The sequence below is a fragment of the Streptomyces sp. NPDC005533 genome (assembly GCF_042871845.1).
Classification (GTDB): domain Bacteria; phylum Actinomycetota; class Actinomycetes; order Streptomycetales; family Streptomycetaceae; genus Streptomyces.
On sequence record NZ_JBIAJH010000032.1, the window covers coordinates 49,663 to 71,285 of the forward strand.

The 21,623-nt window shown below is 72.5% G+C and carries 16 protein-coding genes; 6 read left to right on the top strand and 10 right to left on the bottom strand.

What is annotated here, in order from left to right; genetic code table 11:
* Nucleotides 1-143: 143 nt before the first annotated feature.
* Nucleotides 144-1,205, bottom strand: coding sequence for a phosphatase PAP2 family protein (locus ACFYP3_RS27315; protein WP_388837713.1), 1,062 nt, complete (start codon nt 1,203-1,205; stop codon nt 144-146).
* Between the two features lie 239 nt (nt 1,206-1,444).
* Nucleotides 1,445-2,560: a hypothetical protein gene (locus ACFYP3_RS27320; protein ID WP_388837716.1), complete on the bottom strand. Its 1,116-nt coding sequence runs from the start codon at nt 2,558-2,560 to the stop codon at nt 1,445-1,447.
* A gap of 282 nt (nt 2,561-2,842) precedes the next feature.
* Here ACFYP3_RS27320 and ACFYP3_RS27325 point away from each other — a divergent pair, with 282 nt between their 5' ends.
* Nucleotides 2,843-4,495, top strand: coding sequence for an MFS transporter (locus ACFYP3_RS27325; RefSeq protein ID WP_388837719.1), 1,653 nt, complete (start codon nt 2,843-2,845; stop codon nt 4,493-4,495).
* A gap of 141 nt (nt 4,496-4,636) precedes the next feature.
* Complete coding sequence (locus ACFYP3_RS27330; RefSeq protein WP_388837722.1) at nt 4,637-5,809, top strand: acyl-CoA dehydrogenase family protein; 1,173 nt, start codon at nt 4,637-4,639, stop codon at nt 5,807-5,809.
* A 36-nt stretch (nt 5,810-5,845) separates the two neighbouring features.
* Here the strand turns inward: ACFYP3_RS27330 and ACFYP3_RS27335 are convergent, their stop codons facing one another.
* Nucleotides 5,846-6,295 carry a cell division protein SepF gene (locus ACFYP3_RS27335; protein ID WP_388837725.1) on the bottom strand — a complete coding sequence of 150 codons (450 nt, stop codon included), beginning with the start codon at nt 6,293-6,295 and terminating at the stop codon, nt 5,846-5,848.
* A 285-nt stretch (nt 6,296-6,580) separates the two neighbouring features.
* Here ACFYP3_RS27335 and ACFYP3_RS27340 point away from each other — a divergent pair, with 285 nt between their 5' ends.
* The 3 genes from ACFYP3_RS27340 (at nt 6,581) to ACFYP3_RS27350 (ending at nt 9,983) form a co-directional block, all read left to right on the top strand.
* Entirely contained in the window at nt 6,581-7,873 is a 1,293-nt protein-coding gene (locus ACFYP3_RS27340) for a DUF5685 family protein (protein WP_388837728.1), read from the top strand.
* A 646-nt stretch (nt 7,874-8,519) separates the two neighbouring features.
* A complete protein-coding gene (locus tag ACFYP3_RS27345) occupies nt 8,520-9,407 on the top strand; it encodes a S1 family peptidase (protein WP_388837730.1) in 888 nt (295 codons plus the stop codon).
* Between the two features lie 96 nt (nt 9,408-9,503).
* Nucleotides 9,504-9,983 carry a hypothetical protein gene (locus ACFYP3_RS27350; RefSeq protein ID WP_388837733.1) on the top strand — a complete coding sequence of 160 codons (480 nt, stop codon included), beginning with the start codon at nt 9,504-9,506 and terminating at the stop codon, nt 9,981-9,983.
* 33 nt (nt 9,984-10,016) lie between these two features.
* Here ACFYP3_RS27350 and ACFYP3_RS27355 read toward each other — a convergent pair whose 3' ends face one another.
* The 6 genes from ACFYP3_RS27355 to fxsA form a co-directional block, all read right to left on the bottom strand.
* Nucleotides 10,017-10,913 (bottom strand): DUF4231 domain-containing protein, encoded by an 897-nt coding sequence (locus tag ACFYP3_RS27355; protein ID WP_388837736.1) that lies wholly within the window; start codon nt 10,911-10,913, stop codon nt 10,017-10,019.
* 85 nt (nt 10,914-10,998) lie between these two features.
* Complete coding sequence (fxsT, locus tag ACFYP3_RS27360) at nt 10,999-14,991, bottom strand: FxSxx-COOH system tetratricopeptide repeat protein (RefSeq protein ID WP_388837739.1); 3,993 nt, start codon at nt 14,989-14,991, stop codon at nt 10,999-11,001.
* On the bottom strand, nt 14,975-16,345 hold the full coding sequence (locus tag ACFYP3_RS27365; RefSeq protein ID WP_388837743.1) for a TIR-like protein FxsC: 1,371 nt from the start codon (nt 16,343-16,345) through the stop codon (nt 14,975-14,977). Before ACFYP3_RS27365 ends, fxsT begins: the two co-directional genes overlap by 17 nt.
* Before the next feature lie 77 nt (nt 16,346-16,422).
* A complete protein-coding gene (locus ACFYP3_RS27370) occupies nt 16,423-17,157 on the bottom strand; it encodes an aminoglycoside N(3)-acetyltransferase (protein ID WP_388837792.1) in 735 nt (244 codons plus the stop codon).
* A 98-nt stretch (nt 17,158-17,255) separates the two neighbouring features.
* Nucleotides 17,256-19,508, bottom strand: coding sequence for a radical SAM/SPASM protein FxsBH, inactivated beta-hydroxylase extension form (gene fxsBH, locus ACFYP3_RS27375; protein ID WP_388837746.1), 2,253 nt, complete (start codon nt 19,506-19,508; stop codon nt 17,256-17,258).
* Between the two features lie 29 nt (nt 19,509-19,537).
* Entirely contained in the window at nt 19,538-19,702 is a 165-nt protein-coding gene (fxsA, locus tag ACFYP3_RS27380; protein WP_362814863.1) for an FxSxx-COOH cyclophane-containing RiPP peptide, read from the bottom strand.
* A gap of 340 nt (nt 19,703-20,042) precedes the next feature.
* Between fxsA and ACFYP3_RS27385 the strand changes: the two genes are divergently transcribed.
* Nucleotides 20,043-20,651 carry an NADPH-dependent FMN reductase gene (locus ACFYP3_RS27385; RefSeq protein WP_388837749.1) on the top strand — a complete coding sequence of 203 codons (609 nt, stop codon included), beginning with the start codon at nt 20,043-20,045 and terminating at the stop codon, nt 20,649-20,651.
* Here the strand turns inward: ACFYP3_RS27385 and ACFYP3_RS27390 are convergent.
* Nucleotides 20,629-21,531, bottom strand: a complete 903-nt coding sequence (locus tag ACFYP3_RS27390; protein ID WP_388837752.1) for an alpha/beta fold hydrolase — start codon at nt 21,529-21,531, stop codon at nt 20,629-20,631. The genes ACFYP3_RS27385 and ACFYP3_RS27390 overlap by 23 nt on opposite strands.
* Between the last annotated feature and the right edge of the window lie 92 nt (nt 21,532-21,623).

The following is a 21,623-nucleotide window of genomic DNA, read 5'->3' on the forward strand; positions in this document are numbered from 1 at the left end:
ATTCTGTGACACAAGCGTGACCCGGGACGGACGAACGTCCGGGCGCGACGCTGACGAACGACGAAGGCGGGCCCGGTCGGTGAGACCGGGCCCGCCCTCGTGTCGCGGGGTGAGGTGGTGCGTACCGCCCCGCGGCGGGTCCGTCAGCCGCCGGCGATCGGGCGGGCAGCGGCCCCCCGGGCGGCGGCCCGTTCGGTGTGCGCCGGGCGGCGGCTGCCGACCGGGGTGACCGGGGTCCGCTCGGAGCGGATCAGGTGCGGCCGGCCGACGACCGGGTGCGCGGCGGGCCGGGGAGCCGGGGAGTGCGCCGTGCCGACACCGGCCGCGGCGGGGACCGGGACCGGCTCCGCGACCGCTTCGTCGACGCGCCGCAGCTGCCACTTGCCGCCCGCGGAAAGCAGCGGGGTGAGCGCGGAGACGACCGGCGCGGGCATCCGTCCGGTCTCGGCGCGGCGGCGCAGCAGCTCGCGCAGGTCGAAGACGTAGGCCTCGGTCCGGGCGATGAGCGGCTCGAACCACGGCAGGGCCAGCAGGATCAGCAGACCCGCGGACCAGCCGAGCAGGACGTCACTGACCCAGTGGGTGCCGAGGTACACGGTGGTGGCGCCGACGCTCAGGGAGACGACCGCGGACACCACGGACAGCACCCGCCGGGTGACCACGGTGGAGGCCAGGTAGGCCAGGATCCCCCAGGTCACGACGGCGTTGGCGGTGTGGCCCGAAGGAAATATATCGCCGCCCGCGAAGAGTTCGGCGGATCCGATCTCCGTCGCGTAGTGCGGGCCGAGCCGGCCGAGGCCGAGCTTGACGGAGCCGACGGTGACGTTGAGCAGGAGCAGCGCCACGCCGAGGGTGATCAGCGGCCGGAGCGTGTGCTGGCGCCAGCAGCGCCAGCCGAGCCAGGCGGCGACCATGACCGCGGTGGGTCCGCGCTGGCCGAGCACGACGAGGTAGTCGAGGAACGCGTGGACCTGCGGCCACTGTTCGTAGGGCCGGAAGAACATGATCTGCCAGTCCAGGCGGACCAGCCACGAAGTGGTCAGTACGGCCACCACGATTGCGAGATAGAAGACGAGGGTCGATCCCAGGAGTACGACGCGGTGCCGGCTCATCTGCGGGGTTTGCAGATGAGCCGGTCGCTCTGGTTCCCGGTCCAGCCGGGCGAACACCCGCTCCAGACGGGTCAGGATTTGGTCGGTACGCACTCAATCGACGTTACCGCGCGCTGCTGCTCGGCCCGGGCGAATCGCGGGCTTTGTGATGACCATGTGATGTGGAGTTGGTCTCACGCGGAGCTTAATTCACGGTATTTCGGCAGTGGTTGGAAGCCGGATGATCCACTGTCCCGGCAATTGTTTCAGTCACTTACCCGAACTTTATTGCCGCAGGTCATTTCTTTTGCTGAAAGATGGATGGGAACGATTCATTCCGTTATGTGGGGGCTCTATGGAGGTCCCGAGCCGTTCAGCCAGAACGCCCCGTAGACCGCCGAGGCCAGGGCCGCCGTGCCCAGCACCACGGCCGCCCGCCGGGTCCGCCACCCCGCCAGGGCCAGCGCCGGCGGCAGCAGCAGCGGGAAGGCCGGCAGCAACAGGCGCGGCTTGGAACCGAAGTAGCCGGACGCGCACAACGCCAGCGCCACGACGGTCCCGCAGTACACGAGCAGCGGCGCCGGCTGCCGCTGCCGCACGCACGTCGCGTACAGCCACAGCACCAGCACCACCCCCGCGATCAGCCCCACACCGGCGGGGAACGCCGACGAGGCCAGCTTCGCGCCGACGAACCGGGCGAAGGCCCAGCCGCCGTCGAAGCCGTTGCCCCACCCGCCCTGCACGTCCAGGTACCCGAGCAGACCGCCGCCCGTGTGCGCGCCGACCCACAGGACGTACGCCGCCGCGCCCGCCGGAGCGAGCAGCACACCGGCGGCCATCCGCCACGACCGCTCCCCGCGCCGCCACGCCAGGACGGCCGCCACCCACACCGCCGCGACCACCGCCGCGCCGACCGGGCGGGTCAGCCCCGCACCCGCCGCGAGCAGCCCCGCCGTCAGCCACCGGCCGCGCAGGGCCCCGTACAGCGCCCAGGCGGCCAGCGCCGTGAAGAGCGACTCGCTGTACGCCATCGACTGCACGATCCCGACGGGCAGCGCCGCCCAGACCCCGACCGCGAACACCCCGGCCCGGCGGCCGTGCAGCAGGTCGGCCACCGCGAAGATCCCCCAGGCCGCGGCGAGCCCCGCGACCGCCGACACCACCAGGCCCGCGGAGCCGTACGACAGTCCGGTCGCCGCCGACACCAGCCGCTCCAGCCACGGCAGCAGCGGGAAGAACGCCAGGTTCGAGTGGACGTCCCCGTTCGGGAGGACCACCTCGTACCCGTACCCCTCCGCGGCGATGCGGGCGTACCAGAGCGAGTCCCAGCGGGCCGACAGCAGCGTGTGCGGGCTGCTGCCGGCCACAGCGCACCACACCGCGAGCACGGTCAGCCCCAGCAGCCGGACCGCCGCGAAGACGGCCAGGGCGGGCGCGGCCCGGCGCAATCCAAGATCTTCCACGGGCATGATTATCGGTGGCGCCGGACCTGCCCGGGTCCGGGGAACACGTGCCGTGAGCGGGCGTGTACGCGGGGGATGGACCGGGCATGGGGGAGTGGCACACGCCACACCCCGGCCGCCGCCGTGATGAGAGCTTGGCCACGTGTCGGACGGACGAACTCGCGTACGCTGACCGTTCACCCGCGTGTCGATGCCGGACCCCGTTGGACGCCGCACAGCGCACCACCCCCCGTGGCTCCACAAGACGCTGGTCCGCCGAGCGCGAGGGATCACCTGGGAGGTACATGCATGTCGGGGACGAACGCGGCCGGGGCCAGGACCCCTTCCCCCTGGCAGCGGCTCAGCGCGGCCTCCGGCGGAGCCAACCGCTGGGTCGTCCTGGCGGTTCTCTGCGTCAGCCTGGTCCTCGTCGCACTCGACGCGACCATCCTGCACGTCGCCGTCCCCTCCGTCACCGAGGACCTGCGCCCCGGCTCGATCGAACTCCTCTGGATCGTCGACGCCTATCCGCTGGTCTGCGCCTCGCTGCTCATCCTCTTCGGCACCCTCGGTGACCGGGTCGGCCGCCGCCGCGTCCTCCTCCTCGGCTACGGACTCTTCGGCGTCGCCTCCGCGATAGCGGCCCTCGCCGACAACGCCCAGGTGCTCATCGCCGCGCGCGCCCTGCTCGGCATCGGCGGCGCGATGATCATGCCCGCCACCCTCTCGATCCTGCGCCAGGTCTTCCCCGACCGGCGCGAGCGGGCGCTCGCCATCGGCATCTGGACCGCCGTCGCCGCGGTCGGCGCCGCGAGCGGGCCGGTGCTCGGCGGCTTCCTCGTCCAGCACTTCTGGTGGGGCTCGGTCTTCCTCATCAACATCCCGCTGATGGCGCTGATCCTGCCGCTCGGACGCTGGCTGCTGCCCGAGTCGCGCGGCTCCGCCGACGGGCCGTGGGACGTGCTCGGCGCGCTGATGGCCGCCGCCGGCGTCCTCGGCTCGGTGCTCGGCATCAAGCGGCTCGGCGCCGAACGCCACCTCCTCGACGCACAGGCCGTGGTCCCGCTGCTGCTCGGCGCGGTGCTGCTCGTCCTGTTCGTCCGGCGGCAGAAGCGGCGCACGCACCCGCTGATCGACATGCGGATGTTCTCCCGCCCGGCCTTCTCCACCTCGGTGGCCTGCATCGTGCTCGCCATGCTGGCGCTGGTCGGCCTGGAACTGATCGCCGTCCAGTACCTCCAGCTGGTGCTGGAGCTCAGCCCGCTGGAGACGGGCCTGCGGCTGCTGCCGCTGACCTTCGCCGCCATGGCCGCGGGCGCCACCGGGTCGTACACGCTGGGCCGGGTCGGGCCGCGCACGATGGTCTCGCTCGGCTTCCTCCTGACGGCCTTCGCCGTGCTGCTGCTGACGCTGATGGGCCAGCAGGACCGCCCGATGCTGCTGACCGCCGGCTTCATCCTGCTCGGCTTCGGACTCCAGACCACGCTGTTCGCCGCCTACGAGTCGATGCTGAGCGAGGCCCCGGTGGCCACCGCGGGCGGCGCGGCCTCGATCGGCGAGACCTCGTACCAGCTGGGCGCGGGCATCGGCATCGCGCTGCTGGGCAGCGTGATGAACGCGGCGTACCGGCCGGGGCTGGTGGGGGTGCCGGGGGTGTCCGCGGCGGACTCGGCGGGCGCGGCGAACTCTCTCGGCCAGGCGTACCAGATCGCCGCGCACCTCGGGGGACCGGCGGGGGCCTCGCTGTACGCGGCGGCGCGGCACTCGTTCGTGCACGGGCTGCACGTCACTCTCGTGGTGAGCGCGGGGCTGCTGCTCGCGGGGGCCGCGATGGCGTTGAGGCTGCCGCGGGTCATGGAGTGCGGGGCCGCCGAGGGTGGGGGTGCGGGGGAGGGTGTGCGGTTGCCCGCGCAGGCGAGCGGTGAGCCGTGCGGGGCGCCGTCGGTCGAGCACGCCGGCTGATCGCCGACGCGGGGGCCCTGCCCCCGGGCCCTCGCGCCTGGAACGCCGGCGGGGCTGGATTTGGGCGGCGGGGGCCAATAGCGTCGGCCGGGCGCAAGAACTTGCGTGCCAGTTTCTTCGTCAAGGCTGCCGGGAGGCCCCGTGTCCGCGTTCCTGCCCCATGATCCGCTCGGGCTCGACGAGCTCCTCGGACCCGAGGACCTCGCCGTCCGGGACACCGTTCGCAGTTGGGCCGCCGACCGGGTGCTGCCGGACATCGCCCAGTGGTACGAGGACGGTGAGCTGCCCGGTATCCGGGAGCTGGCTCGCGAGCTCGGTGCCATCGGGGCGCTCGGGATGTCCCTCCAGGGCTACGGGTGCGCCGGGGCCAGCGCCGTGCAGTACGGCCTCGCCTGCCTGGAGCTGGAGGCCGCCGACTCCGGGATCCGCTCGCTCGTCTCGGTGCAGGGTTCGCTCGCCATGTACGCGATCTGGAAGTACGGCTCCGAGGAGCAGAAGCAGCGCTGGCTGCCCGGCATGGCTGCCGGCGAGCTGATCGGCTGCTTCGGGCTGACCGAGCCCGACGTGGGTTCGGACCCGGCCGCGATGCGTACGTACGCCAAGCGCGACGGCACGGACTGGGTGCTGAACGGCCGCAAGATGTGGATCACCAACGGGTCGGTGGCCGCCGTGGCCGTGGTGTGGGCGCAGACCGACGAGGGGATCCGCGGGTTCGCCGTCCCGACGGACACGGCGGGGTTCTCCGCGCCGGAGATCAAGCACAAGTGGTCCCTGCGGGCCAGCGTGACCAGCGAGCTCGTCATGGACGACGTGAGGCTGCCCGCCGATGCGGTGCTGCCGCTCGTCACCGGGCTCAAGGGTCCGCTCGGCTGTCTCAGCCACGCGCGGTACGGGATCATCTGGGGGTCCATGGGCGCGGCGCGCGCCAGCTTCGAGGCGGCGCTCGACTACGCGAGGACGCGCGAGCAGTTCGGCAGGCCGATCGGCGGCTTCCAGCTCACCCAGGCCAAACTGGCGGACATGGCCCTCGAACTCCACAAGGGCATCCTGCTCGCCCACCACTTGGGCCGGCGGATGGACGCGGGCACCCTTCGGCCGGAGCAGATCAGCTTCGGCAAGCTCAACAACGTCCGCGAGGCCATCGACATCTGCCGTACCGCGCGGACGATCCTCGGTGCCAACGGGATCTCGCTCGAATACCCCGTCATGCGGCACGCCACGAACCTCGAATCGGTCCTCACCTACGAGGGCACCGTGGAGATGCACCAGCTGGTGCTGGGCAAGGCACTCACCGGTCTCGACGCCTTCCGCTGAGGATCCCCCCGCCACCGCTGGGAGGGACCCCCAGGCTCAGCTCTGGTTGAAGAAGTCGCGCGAGCGGCCGCCGGGCTCGCCGCTCACGATCTGGGTGTCGGCCGGGGTCAGCAGGAAGACCCTGGTCGCCACCCGCTCGATCGAACCGCGCAGCCCGAACGTCAGGCCGGCCGCGAAGTCGACCACGCGCTTCGCGTCGCCCGGGTCCATCGACGACAGGTTCACGATCACCGGGACCCCGTCGCGGAACAGCTCTCCGATGCCACGCGCGTCACGGAAGCCGTCGGGGGTGACCGTCGCGATCCGACGGCCGTGCTCCACGGCCGACTCGGAGGCGACCCGCACCCGCGGGTCGGTGACCCACTGTTCGCCGGGGCCGGCCACCGAACCCTGGGCGGCCTCCGCGTAGTCGTCGTCGTAGTAGCGATCGTCGTCGCTGTCCTCCACGAGACCCAGCCAGGCACTCGCCTTGCGCACCGAACCCATGGACTGCCTCCTTTCACCGCGGTCAGTCTGTCTTCTCTCCGCTGCCCCTATGCTCGTCCATGATGCTGACAACGCGCCAAGTGGATAGCCGCCGCGCAGAGGTTTCGTGACGGTACTGGTGCAGAACATCCGTTGCACGGTCAAGGATCCTGGTGGCTACCACTGCTGACTGAGTGAAAATACGACCACTGCCGCCGTGCGGGTGAGCGATGGGGACGTTCGAGTGAACGAATCGGATCGCTACGATGCCCGGCAGGAAGGCGTACGACACACGGGGGAAGCAGCTTGTTCGGCATCGTCAGACCTTGCACGCACCGGCTGGGGGAGCGGTTCAGAGCGGAGTGGATGGCCCATCTGTGCGGGCTGTGTCTGGCACTTCGGGGAGACCACGGACAGTTCGCCCGGATCGTCACCAACTACGACGGTTTGCTCGTCTCCGTTCTGACGGAGGCTCAGTCGGGTCCCGCGCCCGGCGCCCGGCGCACCGCGGGGCCCTGCCCGCTGCGCGGGATGCGCACCGCCTCGGTCGCCCAGGGCGAGGGTGCGCGGCTCGCGGCCGCCGTCTCGCTCGTGCTCGCCTCCGCGAAGGTGCGCGACCACGTGGCGGACCGGGACGGGCTGTTGGCGCGCGCGCCCGTGGCCGCGGCCGCGCGCCGGGTGGCCCGCGGCTGGGACCGGGCCGGCGCCCGTACCGGGGCCTCGCTCGGCTTCGACACGGCGGTGCTCGTCGACGCGGTGGACCGGCAGACGGGCATCGAGACGCTGGCGGGCCCCGGCACGCCCGTGCTCGTGGTGACCGAGCCGACGGAGACCGCGACGGCCGCCGCCTTCGCCCATACCGCGCAGCTGGCCGGACGGCCAGGCAACGCCCCCGCGCTGGCCGAGGCGGGCCGCTACTTCGGCCGGCTCGCCCACCTGCTGGACGCCGTGGAGGACCAGGGCGCGGACGCCGCCGCGGGCGCCTGGAACCCGCTCACCGCCACCGGTACCCCGCTCGCCGAGGCCCGGCGGCTCTGCGACGACGCCCTGCACGGCATCCGGCTCGCGCTGGGCGAGGTGGAGTTCGCGGACGCGGGCCTCGCCCACCGGCTGCTCGTGCACGAGCTGCGCACCTCGGTGGACCGGGCCTTCGGGACGAGTGCCTGCGGCCACACGGCGACCGCCTCCACCGGGCAGGGCGGCAACCCGTACGCGGGCGGCCCCGCGGTGGGGAGCCCGTACGGCGCGAATCCGTACGGCGGCAATCCGTACGGCGGGAATCCCTACGGTGGCAACCCCTACGCCCCGAACGCACCCCAGGCGCCGGGTGGGCCGGGCATGCCTCCGCCCATGGGGCCCGGCGGCGGCGGTGGCGGCGGGCTGCCCCCGCAGCGGCCGCGCCGCGGGCTGCTGGCGGGCTGCGCGGTGGCCATCGGGCTGTTCTGCACCTGCCAGATGTGCTGCACCGAGCACGAGGGCCCGTGGTCGCGGGAGAGGCGGGACCCGTGGTGCGACGCCGGCGACTGCTGCGACGGCTGTGACTGCTGCGGCGACTGCGGATGCGGTGACTGCTGCTGCTGTCCCTGCGACGGCTGCTGAGGCCCTTTCAGCTTTCACAGGTCCGGACGGCGTACGGGGGGATTCCCGTCCGGACCCGCGTGGAAGGGGTGAGCGGGATGAGTGACGACGCAGACGATCCGCAGCCCGCCCGGCGGACACGGCGCGAGCGCGGGGCGGCGGGCGTGTCCGCCCCCTGCGGCTCCCGCGCGCCGACGGACACCCTCCCCCCTCATCGGTCCGGTGGGGACCCCCGGCTCGCCGACAACCCGGAAGGTCGAATTCCGGCCGTTCCGGGGCGCCGACGCACGAGCGACGGCGGTGGGGCGCTCACCGCCACCGGCGGGCGCTCCGGCTGCCGCCCCCGCTCCCCGCGGCCGCGCATACCGGACGCGGGCGCGGCGACCGCCGTGGATTTCCACCGATCTCCGCTCCTTCTCCGCGCCCTCGCGGACCGCTCCGTCCGTCCCTCCCCGTCGCCCGGGAACCGGCTGCCCTTCGAGGCGGCGGCGGGCGGGCGGAGGCTGAAAGCCGCTCTTGCGACCGGTATCCGACGACAGGACACTCCCGACAGCGCTTGTCAGGGACACGGCCAAACCCTGTGCACCCGCCGTGCCCCCGGCTGCGCCTCACGGGCTCAGGCACCCCCACATCCGCCGGCCCCCGACCCTCTCCAGGAGGACGAGAAGTGAGGATCAAGCGCATGACCCGTACCAGGCTGCTCGCGGCGGCCACCGGCCTGGCCGCCGTCGCAGCGTTCGCCGTCCCCACGGCGGCGACCGCGGACCCCCGGGACGGCGGCGGCTTCAGCGCCGACCGGCTCGCGTCGGCCAGCGCATCCGTGCTGCGCGCCAACGTCGGAGGCACCGCCTGGCACACCGACCCCGCCACCGGCACCCTCGTGGTCACCGCCGACTCCACCGTCTCCGCCGCCGCCATCGCCAGAATCAAGCGCGAGGCCGGAGCGGACGCCGGGGCGCTGCGCATCGAGCGCACCCCCGGCAAGCTCACCAAGCTGGTCTCCGGCGGCGACGCGATCTACGCCAACAGCTGGCGCTGCTCCCTCGGCTTCAACGTGCGCAGCGGCAGCACCTACTACGCCCTGACCGCCGGGCACTGCACCGACGGCGCCGGCACGTGGTGGACCAACTCGGCCCGCACCACCGTGCTGGGCACCACCACCGGTTCCAGCTTCCCCACCAACGACTACGGACTCATCAAGTACGCGAGCAACACGCCGGTCCCCCCGGGGACCGTCGGCAGCCAGGACATCACCAGCGCCGTGAACGCCACGGTCAACATGTCCGTGACCCGCCGCGGCTCCACCACCGGCATCCACAGCGGCCAGGTCACCGGCCTCAACGCCACCGTGAACTACGGCGGCGGCGACATCGTCTACGGCATGATCCGCACCAACGTCTGCGCCGAGCCCGGCGACAGCGGCGGCCCGCTCTACTCGGGCACCCGCGCCGTCGGCCTCACCTCCGGCGGCAGCGGCAACTGCTCCTCGGGCGGCACGACCTTCTTCCAGCCCGTGGTCGAGGCCCTCAACGCCTACGGGGTCAGCGTCTACTGACGGTGCCCCACGCGCCCCCGTCGCACCCCTGGACGTCCTCCCGCCTTCTGGGAGGATGTCCAGGCGTGCGTGTCCGCGGGGGAGGCAGGTTTCTGCATGAAACGAATCGGCGTGACCGGGCACCGGTCCATTCCGGATGCGCTGCTCGGCCATGTGGAGAACGGTCTGCGGGCCGTACTGGGCGCCCACGAAGGGCCGTTGGAGGCGCTCTCCAGCCTCGCCGAGGGGGCGGACCAGATGTTCGCCGCCATCGCGCTCGAATGCGGCGCGGGACTGACCGTGGTGATCCCCAGCGGGGACTACGAGGACGGCTTCGAGGGCGCCGAGGCCCTGGCCCGCTACCGGCGGCTCAAGCGCCGCGCCACGCAGGAGATCCGGCTGGACTTCGCCCGCTCCACGGACGAGGCCTACTACGCCGCCGGCACCTACATCGCCGACTCCTGCGACCGCCTCGTCGCCGTCTGGGACGGGCAGCCCGCCCGCGGCCACGGCGGCACCGGCGAGATCGTCGCCTACGCGCGGGCGCTCGGCAAACCGGTCACCGTCATCTGGTGCGAGGGCGTGTCCAGGGACTGAGCCACGCCCCCGCCGACACGCCCCCCACCGGGATCAACTACTGTGCCGCGCCAGCCAGTCGGTGTGCTGCGGGGAGACGTACCGCTCGGTCTCGTACACCGACGAAGGCCACTGGGACTCGGTGATCGTCGTCTGCATCACGACCATCATCGCCGCCAGGTCCTGCTCGATCAGGGTGTGCGCCTCGATCAGCGGATGGTGGCGGCGCACCTCGTTCCAGGCGATGCCGGCCGCCGCCGCCGCGCTCAGCAGCGCGGTCAGCCTCGGCCCCGGCCCCGACCCGAACGCCCCCAGCAGCGCGACCAGCAGGGCCAGACAGGTCAGCAGCACGATCGTCCACGACCACAGGTTCGTCGCCCGCCGGGACACCTCCGTGCGCCGCCGGTACCAGTTGCGCTGCTCGATCAGCCGGTCCCGGACGTACGTCTCCCGCCGCACCTGGTAGTCCATCCCGCGCAGCCGCTGCATCGCGCCGGTGATCTCCCCGCCCTCCGGTACGGTCCCGGCGGTCCGCGGATCGTCCCAGCCCATCTTGCGCAGCTCGGCCAGGCCCGCCTCCAGCCTGGTCCGGTACGTCGCCTCGGGAGCGGCGACCTCGCTGCCGAACGGCGCCCCGTGCACGGCGTAACGCCAGGCCAGGGACTTGATGAACTCCGCCGCACTGCGGTTGAGCTGCCACTGCGGGCGGGCCCGGCGCCGGGTCGCCCGCATGCCCACGCCCAGCACCCCCGCGTACGCGAGCACGCTCATCAGCCCGAACAGGTACGACGAGCCCAGCTTCGGCCCCGAGGGCAGGGCCGCGGCCCCCGCGGCGGCCACGAGCAGCACCAGCTGGGCGCGCGTGGCCTGGGTGGACTCCCGCTGCCGGGAGATCGCCGCCTGGTCGGTGTGGTGGAAGAGGGCCGGCAGGTCCTCGTTTCGGAAAGTCATGCTGTCGGTCACAGCGCCCCCCTGCTGTCGGGTGGCGGGCGGCGGGAGGCCCGCGGTCGCGGGGCCCCCGCCACCCTCCGTGGAATCACACGGCGAGAGGCTCCAGATCGCGGTGGATCCGCCGCTCGTCACGGGCGTACCGGGTCAGGCTGTGGTCCTCGCCGAGGAGCCGGCTCAGCTCGGCCACCGCCTCCGCCCGCAACCGGGCCGCCTCCTCCTTGCGGCCCAGCGAGTCCAGGCTGACCGCCATGTTGGAGCCGGCCGCCAGGGTCTCGGGATGGTGCCCGCCGAGCGCCTCGCGCAGCCGCATCACCGCGAGCCGCTCCAGCTCCAGGGCGCCCTCCGGATCGCCCAGATCGGCCCGGGTGTTGGCCAGGTTGAGATGGGCGAAGACCGTGTGCGGGTGGTTGTCGCCGAGGACGTCCCGCATCAGCCGGATCGTCTGCCGCAGCATCGTCTCCGCCGTCTCCGCCGCGCCCGTGCCCCAGTGGAAGACCGCCAGGTTGTTGACGGCCGCCAGGGTGTACGGATGCCGCTCGCCCGGCACCTTCATGTACTCGTCCACCACCTCCTGCGCCAGGTCCCGCGCCCCGCCCGGGTCCCCGGTCGCGAAGAGGTCCGAGGCCAGGTTCAGCTCGCAGGACAGCAGGTCCGGGTTGACCGCGGTGTACTTGGCCCGGTAGCGGGCCCGGGTGGCCGTGGTCAGCCGCAGCGCGTCCTCCAGCTGCCCCGCACGGCGCAGCGACACCGCGAGGTTCTTCGCCGCCGCCAGGGTGCCGGGGAAGGCCCGCCCCAGCGTCCGCTTGTAGGTCTCGTAGGTCCGGCTGAGCAACTGCACCGAGTCCTCGTACCGGCCCACCTCGCGCAGGTCGCGCGCGAGGTTCTGCGCGGAGGACAGGGTGTACGGGTGCTCCGGGCCGAGTACCTCCGTGCGCAGGTCGTGCACCTCCTGGTCGATCTCGCGGGCTCTGGTGTACTGGCCGACCAGCCGCAGGTTCAGGGCCAGGTTGTTCGCGGCGGCCAGCGTGCGCGGGTGCGCCTCGTGGAAGATCTGGCTGAAGCCCTCGTGGGCGTCGGTCGCCAGCTCCATCGCCTGCGCGTAGTCGCCGAGCGCGCCCAGGGTGTTGGCGAGACCGCTCATGGTCATGTACGTGTGCGGGTGCGAGGGGCCCAGCACCGCCCGCTGGCGCTCCAGCGTGACCTCGTCCAGCTCCTTCGCCTCCACGAACCGCCCCTGCGAACGCAGGATGTTCGACAGGTGGAAGCGCAGGTACAGGTACTGCAGGTCGTCGTTGCCCAGCATCTCCTTCCAGGCTTCCCGCAGTTCCTCGCCGAGCTGGTAGGCGGCCTTGAAGTCGCCGCGCTTCCACAGGTAGCGGACGCGGTCGATCAGCAGCCGGCGGGTCTCCGGCTCCTTGCAGTACCGGGCCTCGGACGGGGTCAGGTGCGACCAGATGGTGTTGAACCGCGGCCAGGTCTCCGGGTTGTCGATCGGCTCGTCGTCGTCCGGCCGCGCGCCGGCCAGGATCCGGTGGACGGCGTGCCGGGCCTCCCGCTGTTCCTCCTCGGTCAGCTGGGCCCGGATCACCGCCTGCACCAGCCGGTGCACCTGGATGCTGTTGCTGACCTGGTCGACCTTGGCCAGCGCGAACCGGCCGATCTCCCGGATCACCCGGCCGAGCACCAGCTTCTCCTGGAGCGAGGAGTCGTAGGGCTTGAGGGCGTCGATCATCTCCTTGCTGTAGAGCAGGTTCGCGGAGATCGGCTCGGGCGCGAGGAACGCGCACAGCTGGAGCAGCCGGACCGCCGCCGGGGAGCGGGACTGCAGCCGCTCTATGGAGATGTTCCAGGTGGCGGCCACCGGCTCCGGATAGCCGGGCGGCTGGTTCAGGGCCAGCACGCTCGCGGCCTGCTGGGCCAGCTGCTCGATGTACGCGGCCACCGGGGTCGCGGTCTCCGCGATCCAGGCCCCCGCCTGCTCGACCGCCAGCGGCAGGTCGCCCACCGCCACCGCGACCTGCTCGGCGTCGTCCTTGCTGAGCCCCGGGGCCCGCCGCTGGAGGTGCTCGATGGACTCCTCGCGCAGGAACACGTCCACCGGGAGCGCGTCGCCGTACTGCGACCAGGACTGGTTGCGGGAGGTCACCAGCACGTGGCCCGGGCCGCCCGGCGGGAAGAACCGCTTGAGCGTCTCGGGATCGTCGGCGTTGTCGAAGACGAGCAGCCAGCGCGAGGAGGGCACCCCGCGCCGCAGCAGGTCGATCGCCTCCTGGGAGGCGGCCGCCATGTCCTCGCCGGTCTGCGCACCGAGGCGGACGGCCAGCTCGGCGAGGGCCGCGACCACGTCGTCGGTCTGCTCCGAGGAGATCCACCACACCAGGTCGTAGTCGGCCATGAAGCGGTGCACGTACTCCAGCGCCACCTGGGTCTTGCCGACGCCGCCGAGCCCGAACAGGGTCTGCGGCTGGGGCAACACCACGGCCATGCCGCCGCCGAGCTGGTCGCGCATCCGCTCCAGCACGATGCTGCGCCCGGTGAAACCGGGATTGCGGGGCGGCGCGTTCCAGATCTTCGGGACGGTCCCCGGGAAGCGGGGGCCGGGCTGGGAGGCGCTGTTGACGCTGTCGGGCAGGGCCATGGGCCGTTCCACCGCCCGCAGCAGGGCGGTGGTCGCGTGCACCTCGTCGAGCCGGAAGAGGTCCACCGGGTTGCGGTCGATGTAGGGCGTGGAGAGCCGTACGTCGCCCACCCTCAGCGGGACCAGCTGGCGCCGGCCCCCCGTCGGGTCCTCGGCGGCCGCCCGCTCCCACACGTCCACGGCCCGCGCGGACTTCAGGTAGGCCGTGGACAGCAGCACCACGGTCCGGGCGGCGGTGTCGATGCTGATGCCCGTCCCGCCACCGAGGGTGTCCCCGGAGCCGGCGGTCACCGGGGCCCGCTCCGCGGAGACGTCCTTGGGCACGACCCGGAAGCCGGCCCGGGTGAGCACCGACTCGATCCAGTCGGCCCACATCCGGTTCTCGGCGACGTAGGAGAGGAACAGGTCGGCGGGCAGGGCCGGCCGGCGCCGGGTGAAGGCGTCCCTGATCCGCAGGCGGACCTCCTCGCCGATGACCGGCATGGAGGTGATCTCGCCCTCGGTGACCACCGTGGTGAGCCGCTCGAAGGCGGAGAGCAGGGAGTTGGTGAGCCCGGCCTCGTCGCCGAAGGTGGCCAGGGTCTCCTCGTAGGCGTAGTAGGGCCGGTACGGGATCTCCACCGCCCCCCAGTAGGAGGTCAGCTCGTCCCCGACGAGACCGCCCGGGAACCGGTCGAACTTGATCCGGGCCAGCGCCCGCCCCGCGTCGGCCTTCTCCTTCTCGCCCTCGTCGATGCGCATCGGAACGGGGTAGATCTTGATGCCGCGGTCGTTGAACCGCTCGTCGATCTGGCGGGCCACGGACGCCGCGCCGTCGATGGACTGGTCGGAGAGGGTGAAGCAGTCGACGAGGACGTCCGGGAGGTGCACCGTGCAGATGTCCGCGATGTCGGACAGCCCGGTGCGGCTGTCGATCAGGACGTAGTCGTAGTTCTCCTTCATGTCGGCGCGTAAGGCGTCGAAGAAGAGGCCGCCGCCGAGGCGGTCGTAGAAGTTGTCCCAGTCGAAGGTGGAGACGGTCGCGGAGTACTCGCGGTTCTGCCGGCCCGCGGAGACGAAGTCGAGGGTGCCGCCGTCCGGGAACTCCCAGCCGAGGGTCTCTGGGGTGAGCGAGACGGCGTGCGGCTGGATCCGCGCGTAGTCCCTGTGCCAGTCGTCGGCGCGCTGCACCGGGCTGGTCGCGGCCCAGGCGTATTCGCTGATCAGGTCGATGACCCCGGTGGTGGCCCCGAGCGTGGAGGGGTCCAGGAAGGGGTGGAAGAAGCGGTGCAGGCCCGGGGCCTCCAGGTCCCAGTCCACGGCGAGGACCCGCTTGCCGTTGGCCGCGAGGATCCAGGCGGTGTTGGCGAGCGCCATGGTGCGGCCCGTGCCGCCCTTGTACGAGTAGAAGGTGACGATGCGTCCGTCACGGGTGTCCCTGCTGTCACGACTCGCTGTCATCCGCGTCCCCCCGGTCGGTGTCGTTGCTGTCGTTGCCGTCGATGTGGGCGTCGTACGCGTCGTAGGCATCGGGCGGGAAGGGAGCCGGCGGCGGCGCGGGCGGCTCGCCCATCCCCATGGGCCCGATCAGCCGAGGGCGTTCGGTGTGGGTGTTGCCGGCCGGCAGGTAGACCTGGGCGTGTCTGAGGAACTGCTGGGCGGCGGCCTCGACCACCTGGGGCAGGATCTGTCCGAGGGTCTCCATGTTGGCCACGCCGTTGGCGGCGGCCCGGCAGGCGGCCCGGCCCTGGCCCATCTTGACGGGCAGGGTCTCCTCCAGCCGCCGGGCCAGCTCGCTCTCCTTCGCCCGGCTCTGGTGGTCGTAGCGGTTCCACGGCACGACCACGTTGATCCACGGGCGGGACTCCTGGTCGAAGGCGGCCAGGCGCTGGCGGCGGTGCTCGTCCTCCACCACCCAGCGGTCGACGATGAGGATCTCCGGCCGGGTCGGCGGCTGCTTGCTGTCGAAGTGACCGGCCTCGTCGTCGAAGGAGGACATGGTGGTCTGGTAGTTGAGGTTCTTGATCACGTCCTCGGCGACGTACGCGATCGGCCGCTGGGACACCGGATGGTACGGATTCCAGTCCAGCGCGCTCTCCCCGTAGTACTCCGGGCTCCGGCCGTCCGGGAGGTCGTGCCGGGAGCCGGCCGCCACGGTCACGTGGAGGGTGCGGGCGGGACCGCCGCCGCTGCCGGAGGGACCGAAGGCGCTGGGCACCACCCGGTAGTCCATCGGGCGGACGGGATCGAGACGGACGGTCTCCGCGACCCGGACGATGCGCCGGGCCAGTTCGTAGACGGCTCGCTCGTACTGCTCGGCGTATCCGCGCAGTTTGATCAGCCCGTACAGCCCGTCGGTGACGTAGCGCTCGCCGAAGGTGTTGTGGTTGAACTGCAACCGCTCGGCGGGACCGGGCAGTTGGGAGGGCGGGACCGGCACCCACAACGCGGGCACGATGGCCTCGGCGCGCTCGTTGCTCGCCGCGCCGTGCTGGATCGCGCGGTGCGCGAACGCGAACCATTCCTTCCCGCACATCTCACTGGCGAAGTACCGCGGCGAGAACAGGGGGACGAAGACCCGGCAGGTGGCGAGCGCCGCGCCGAGCCGTTCCGACCAGCCCTCGCCGCTGCGTATCTCCCGGTCCATGAAGCCGGCCTCGGCGCCGGCGGGCAGGTCGGTCAGCGCCATGACGTGGCCGCAGAGATCGCGGAAGAGACGCTCCACCCACATGTCGGGGTCGGGCCCCCCGGCCCCGAATCTCGGTGTGTGCGCATAACTGAGAAAAAAATATGGGTGCACTGATGCGGGCAACACGCCCCCCGTCCCGAAGCTGCGAGCGAAGAAACATCATTCCGGAGCTGCTTCGCCACATCCCCTCATCGTTCAGTCAATCAGCGTCTGTTTTCGGTCATCCAGTCAAGGGCGTGGTCGACGGCATCCGGGAGGGAGAAGAGCATGGTCGCCGCCCCTCCCACCCGCCCCCTGCGGACCCGGGAATCCGGAAACGTCCGGCCGATCTCCGCGAAATCCCCGTCGTCGAGCGCGACGTCCTCGTAGGCGGTCCACGCCCCCTCCTGCCCACCCCCTCGCCGCTCCGGAAGGTTCACCTTCACCACACACTCGTACATGCGCAAGGGGGGCTTCGGAATTCGGTACTCCGCGAGATGGAAAGCCGTGCAGACCGAAAACCCCACATTGATCATGAGTACCTGACCGCCCTCCCAGCACAGCTTTCCCAGCGGTGACTCCTCACCCAGGTGGCTTTCGATGCGATGCCCGGAACAGAGCCGCTCCGCGTCCGCGCCCACGGCGGCGAAAGAAGTCTGCGGGTGGGCGCTGCGCGCGGCGCCCGGCGCGGTGCGCACGGCCTCCGCGAGCGCGCCCATGCCCTGGCTCGGGCTGCTCGCCGGATCGAAGGGGGGCATCCGCTCGCGGAAGGCCCGCACCCCGGACGCGTCCAGACCGGCGATCCGCTCCAGATGGGCACTGGAGGTCTTGGAGTTCTCGGGAGTGAACGCGGGGACCACCAGGGTGCCGCGCGGACCGAGCACCCCCGTCAGGGCGTCGCGCAGCCGCTCGGCGCGCAGCCCGGTCCCGCCGAGACCGGCGTGGACCATGAGCCGCATTCCGGGGCGGACCCCGAGCAGCCGCAGCTGCACGGCCAGCTGGAGCGTGCCGGCGCCGGCGCCGGTGTTGGTACTGGCGCCGGTGCTCGTGCCGGCGCTCACGCGTCGACCGCCTTCAGTTCATAGCGGAGCTCCGCGACGAGGCGCTTGCCGGTGACGGTCAGCTCGGCCGCCTCCGAGAGCCGGTCCAGGGCCCGGTGGATGCGGTCCGAGCCACCCGGCTCGGGGGCCGCGGTCGCCCGCCGGTACGCCTCCACCGCCACCCGCTCGTGCACGTCGGCCAGCAGCCGCGACACCGGGACCGGCCGCTCCCGCCACGGCGAGGGGTGCTGCCACTCCCCGTCCAGCGCGTACAGGTCGGCCACCTCGGTCAGGGCCCGCAACCGGGTCCGCCGCCGCCCGGTCAGCAGCGCGAGCGCGGTCTCCCGCACCCCCGCCGCGTACGGCACCCCGAGCGCCCCCGGACCGTGCCGGCCCGCCTCGCCCCAACCGCCGGCCCGCGGGCCGCCCGCCAGCGGGGTCAGGGTGGTCAGCCCGGTCGCCGCCGCCCGGGCGAAGCCGGGCACCGCCTTGTGCAGCAGCGCCCACGCCCGGTCCAGCCTGCCCCGCCACTCCTCGGCCTCGCCCGTGCCGAGCCGCAGCCGGGGCGGGCGGGGGAAGCAGTTGCGGTACGGGTCGAGGTCCTCCAGCGCCACCGGGGCCGCGTCCGGCCCGGGCGACCAGGTGCGTACGGGCAGCCAGCGCGCGTCCCCCGCGGCGGGCCCGAAGCGGTGCTCGGTGCGCCCGTCCCGTACGGCGTACCCCTCGTCGGTGACGTGCAGCGTGGCCCGGCCCTCCGTGCCGGGCTCCCCGAGCCGCAGCAGCCCCAGCGTCGGCAGGTACACCTCCCCGTCCCGGTAGGCCACCTCGGCCGGCAGGTCCAGCCCGCCGCGCAGGACGGCCGCGGCGGCCAGCGCGGTCAGCCTGCGTGCCGCCTCCGGCCCGTCCTGGCGGCCCTCCCGGGCGGCGTCCAGGGCCGCCAGCACCCAGGTCCGGGTGAAGGGGTGGTCCAGTACGGCGTCCAGCGCGTCCGCGCCCGCCCCGCCGGCCTGCTCCACGGCGGCCAGCAGCTCCCAGGCGCGCGCCCAGCCGGGCTCGGCGCCGAGGTCCGCGTGGAGCCGGGCCAGCAGGATCCGGGTCAGCTCCTCCTGGGAACGGGCGAGTTCGGCCGGGTCGGACAGCTGCGGCGCGCTCTCGCGCAGGGCCGTGCGGCCCTCGACGCCGTCCACGAGCTCGCGCAGGTCGGTGCAGTAGACGGAGGGGTTGTCGAAGCCGTTGCGTTCGCGGTAGCGGTGGGTGTACAGCCCGCCGCCGCACGAACGTACGACGGGGCAGCGCCGGCACGAGTCGCTGACGCCCGCGAGGCCCAGCTGCCGGGCACGTACCCCGGGATGGGCCGCGACCTGGTCAAACGCATGGTCGAAGACGTTGAACCCGGTGGCCGCGGCCCCCTCGAAGGCGCTCTTGAGGGAGTCCACCTGCTCCAGGGTCCCGTCGGTCTCGACGACGACGAGGTCCGTGGGCGCGAGACCGAGCGACTCGGTCAGGCTGGGGCCGCCGCGCAGGGTGGAGAGCAGGGACTCGAAGAGCCGTACGGGCACCGGGCGGCCGAGGCGCTCCCAGTGGTCGAAGATCCGCAGGAGCCAGCGGGCGTACGCGTCGGGGGCGTCGTCGGGGCGGACCGGAGGGGTCTCCCAGGTGGCGTGCGGAAGGAGGAAGTCCACGCGCGGCGGCTCGAGTTCGACGAGCGCGTCCAGGACGGCCACCGGGTCGTTGGCCACGTCCACGGTGCAGAGCAGGCCCTGGTAGAGGTGGCGGTAGGGCTCCGAACGGAGCAGCGCGACGGCCGCGAGGACCAGCGGGTGGCTCGTACGGCCGTCCGCGAAACGGCGATGGCGGTCGTTGGCGGTGCGGTCCCCGTCGAGGGAGATGCCCACCCGGACGCCGAACTCGTCGAAGAGGTCGAGGTAACGGGTGCTGAGCTGGAGGCCGTTGGTATGGATCCGCAGGTCGAGGTCGGCGGTTCCGGTGAGCGCCCGGCTGAACTCCTCGCACACGAGGCGGAGCCGGGCCGTGCCCGCCAACAGGGGTTCCCCTCCATGGAGGATCACCGTGACGGAGGGGATTGCATGGTCACGGGCATGTTCGGCGAGCCGCGACGCGGTCTGCGAGATTACCTCGGGGGAGATCACTTTCGGCCGGGCTCGCCAGCTCTGATCTGCGTGTTCGTAGACATAGCAATGATCACACGCAAGATCGCATCTGCTGTGAACTTTCAGGACGATCTCGCGAAATGCGATCAGGCCGGTCATTCCACCAGTCTAGAGCGCTTACTTCGGCGTCAGAGCGCGGAGTTGAAGATCGGTGCCTGAACCGGACGACCGGATTCAGCCGGCAGTACGCGGCCGAGGGTCGCCGCCGCGGACGCGGTGTGGACGTCGATCTTGCCGAGTGGGACCCGGCGGGCCTTGACCGTGCTGGTCGCGGGGGTTGCGGAAGTGTTCACGACACCGTCCTTGGGGAAGCCATGTGGAATGGGCATGTGAATGACAACAGCGACGCGCTGCCGTCAAGCGTGGACTTTACTCGGCCACACACCATTGGCAACCGAGACATGACGCCTGGTCAACCGTTCTATGGCAAGCCCGGGGTATTTCTCGACGTGGCTTATTCGGCCGTTCGCCGGACGGCAAGATCCTTTTCTTCCACCGGCGGCCCCGCACCGGGATCCGGACCCGGATCCGGCCGGGATCCGGCCGGGGACGCATCCCGGTCCGCCCGGGGCGTGGGGGCGCCGCCGACACCCGGCGCCGACCGGGGCGGACCCGCCTCGGTAGGTTGGCCGGATGACCACGCCGCCCCTGATCCTCCTGCTGTCCGGAAGTCTGCGCGCCGGCTCCTCCAACGAGGCCGTGCTGCGCACCGCCCGCGCCGTCGCCGCCGAGACGCCCTCCCGCCTGCGCACCGTCCGCTACGACGGCCTGGCGACGCTGCCGCACTTCAACCCCGATGACGACACGGACCCGTTGCCCGCCCCGGTGGCCGGGCTGCGTGCGGCGATCGCCGGGGCGGACGCGATCCTGGTCTGCGCCCCGGAGTACGCGGGGACCCTGCCGGGATCGTTCAAGAACCTCCTGGACTGGACGGTCGGCGGTACCGAGATCGGCGACAAGCCCGTGGGCTGGGTGAACGCGGCCGCCCCGGGCCGCGGCGGGGGCGCGGAGGCCACGCTGCGCACGGTCCTCGGCTACACCGGCGCGACGGTGGTGGAGGAGGCCTGCGTACGGATCCCGGTGACCGGGGCGATGTCCGGCCCCGACGGGACGGTCACCGACCCGGAGGTCCGGGCGCGCATCGGCGAGGTGCTCGGCGTGCTGGCGGCCTGGGCCGGCCCCGCCGGCCCCGACGGCCGCCCGGACGGCCCGGACCGGCCTAGGCGGGCTGCTGTTCGCTGAGGGGTGGGATGGGCAGGTCGCGAAGCAGCCAGTTGAGTACGTCGGGCAGCGCGCGGAGGGCCGCGAAGTGCGCGGCGGCCGGCTCGATGGCGGTGGTGGCCCCGGGGATGCGGCGGGCCAGCCAACGGGAGTGGCCCACGGGGGAGAACACGTCCAGTTCCCCGTGCCAGATCAGCACGGGACAGCGGATGCCGGCCGGGTCGAAGCCCCAGGGGCGGCTGAAGGCGAGGACGTCGTCGATCCAGCCGTACGCCGAATGGCGCAGCCCCTCACGGTAGTTCCGCAGCAGCATCGACCGCAGGCCCGCATCCGAGACGATCATGCGGTCGTTGTCGGTGAGCTCCCGGCGCAACTCGTCCAGCAGCCGGCCGGGATCCTTGCGGATGCCGGCGGCGCGGGGGATCAGCCGGGCCGCCAGCTCCTCGGGGTCGGTGCTGGCGGTGGTGTACTCCCTGACGTTCGACGCGGCCATCCCGGCGAACCAGTCCAGGTCCTCCGCGTCCCGGGGGGCCAGGCCGACCATCGCCGCGGTCCGGGTGACCCGGTCCGGGAGCAGGGCGGCGCAGGCGAGGGCTCCGGCGGCGCCGCCGGAGCGGCCGGCCACCGCGAAGGTGTCCAGGCCGAGGGCGTCGGCGACGGCGGCCACGTCCTGGGCCACGTCGGCGACGGTGCGGCCCACATGGCGGTCGGAGCCGCCGTAGCCGGGTCTGTCGTAGGCGATGAGCTGCATGCGGCGTTGGTAGAGGACCATCCCCCGGGGGGCGGGGCCCAGGCGGCTGCCGGGCATTCCGTGGAGCAGGAAGACGGGCTTGCCGTCGGGATCGCCCCAGCGCTCCACGGTCAGAGCGCGCCCGTCCGCTGTGCGCACCTGATTGCGCACGCGCTCCCTCCTTCACGATCGGTGCGGGTCGTCACCGAGATTGTGCTCGCTGGGGGAGGAGCGCGGTAGGGCGCACTTCGTGCGAAATTATT

Bases quoted from the DNA above. Each gene is read 5' to 3' on its own strand.
- ACFYP3_RS27335 (WP_388837725.1), bottom strand. From the start codon at position 6,295: ATGGGTTCGGTGCGCAAGGCGAGTGCCTGGCTGGGTCTCGTGGAGGAC.
- ACFYP3_RS27355 (WP_388837736.1), bottom strand. From the start codon at position 10,913: ATGACTTTCCGAAACGAGGACCTGCCGGCCCTCTTCCACCACACCGAC.
- fxsT (WP_388837739.1), bottom strand. From the start codon at position 14,991: ATGACAGCGAGTCGTGACAGCAGGGACACCCGTGACGGACGCATCGTC.
- ACFYP3_RS27325 (WP_388837719.1), top strand. From the start codon at position 2,843: ATGTCGGGGACGAACGCGGCCGGGGCCAGGACCCCTTCCCCCTGGCAG.
- fxsBH (WP_388837746.1), bottom strand. From the start codon at position 19,508: ATGACCGGCCTGATCGCATTTCGCGAGATCGTCCTGAAAGTTCACAGC.
- ACFYP3_RS27350 (WP_388837733.1), top strand. From the start codon at position 9,504: ATGAAACGAATCGGCGTGACCGGGCACCGGTCCATTCCGGATGCGCTG.
- ACFYP3_RS27385 (WP_388837749.1), top strand. From the start codon at position 20,043: ATGACCACGCCGCCCCTGATCCTCCTGCTGTCCGGAAGTCTGCGCGCC.
- ACFYP3_RS27320 (WP_388837716.1), bottom strand. From the start codon at position 2,560: ATGCCCGTGGAAGATCTTGGATTGCGCCGGGCCGCGCCCGCCCTGGCC.
- ACFYP3_RS27370 (WP_388837792.1), bottom strand. From the start codon at position 17,157: ATGCGGCTCATGGTCCACGCCGGTCTCGGCGGGACCGGGCTGCGCGCC.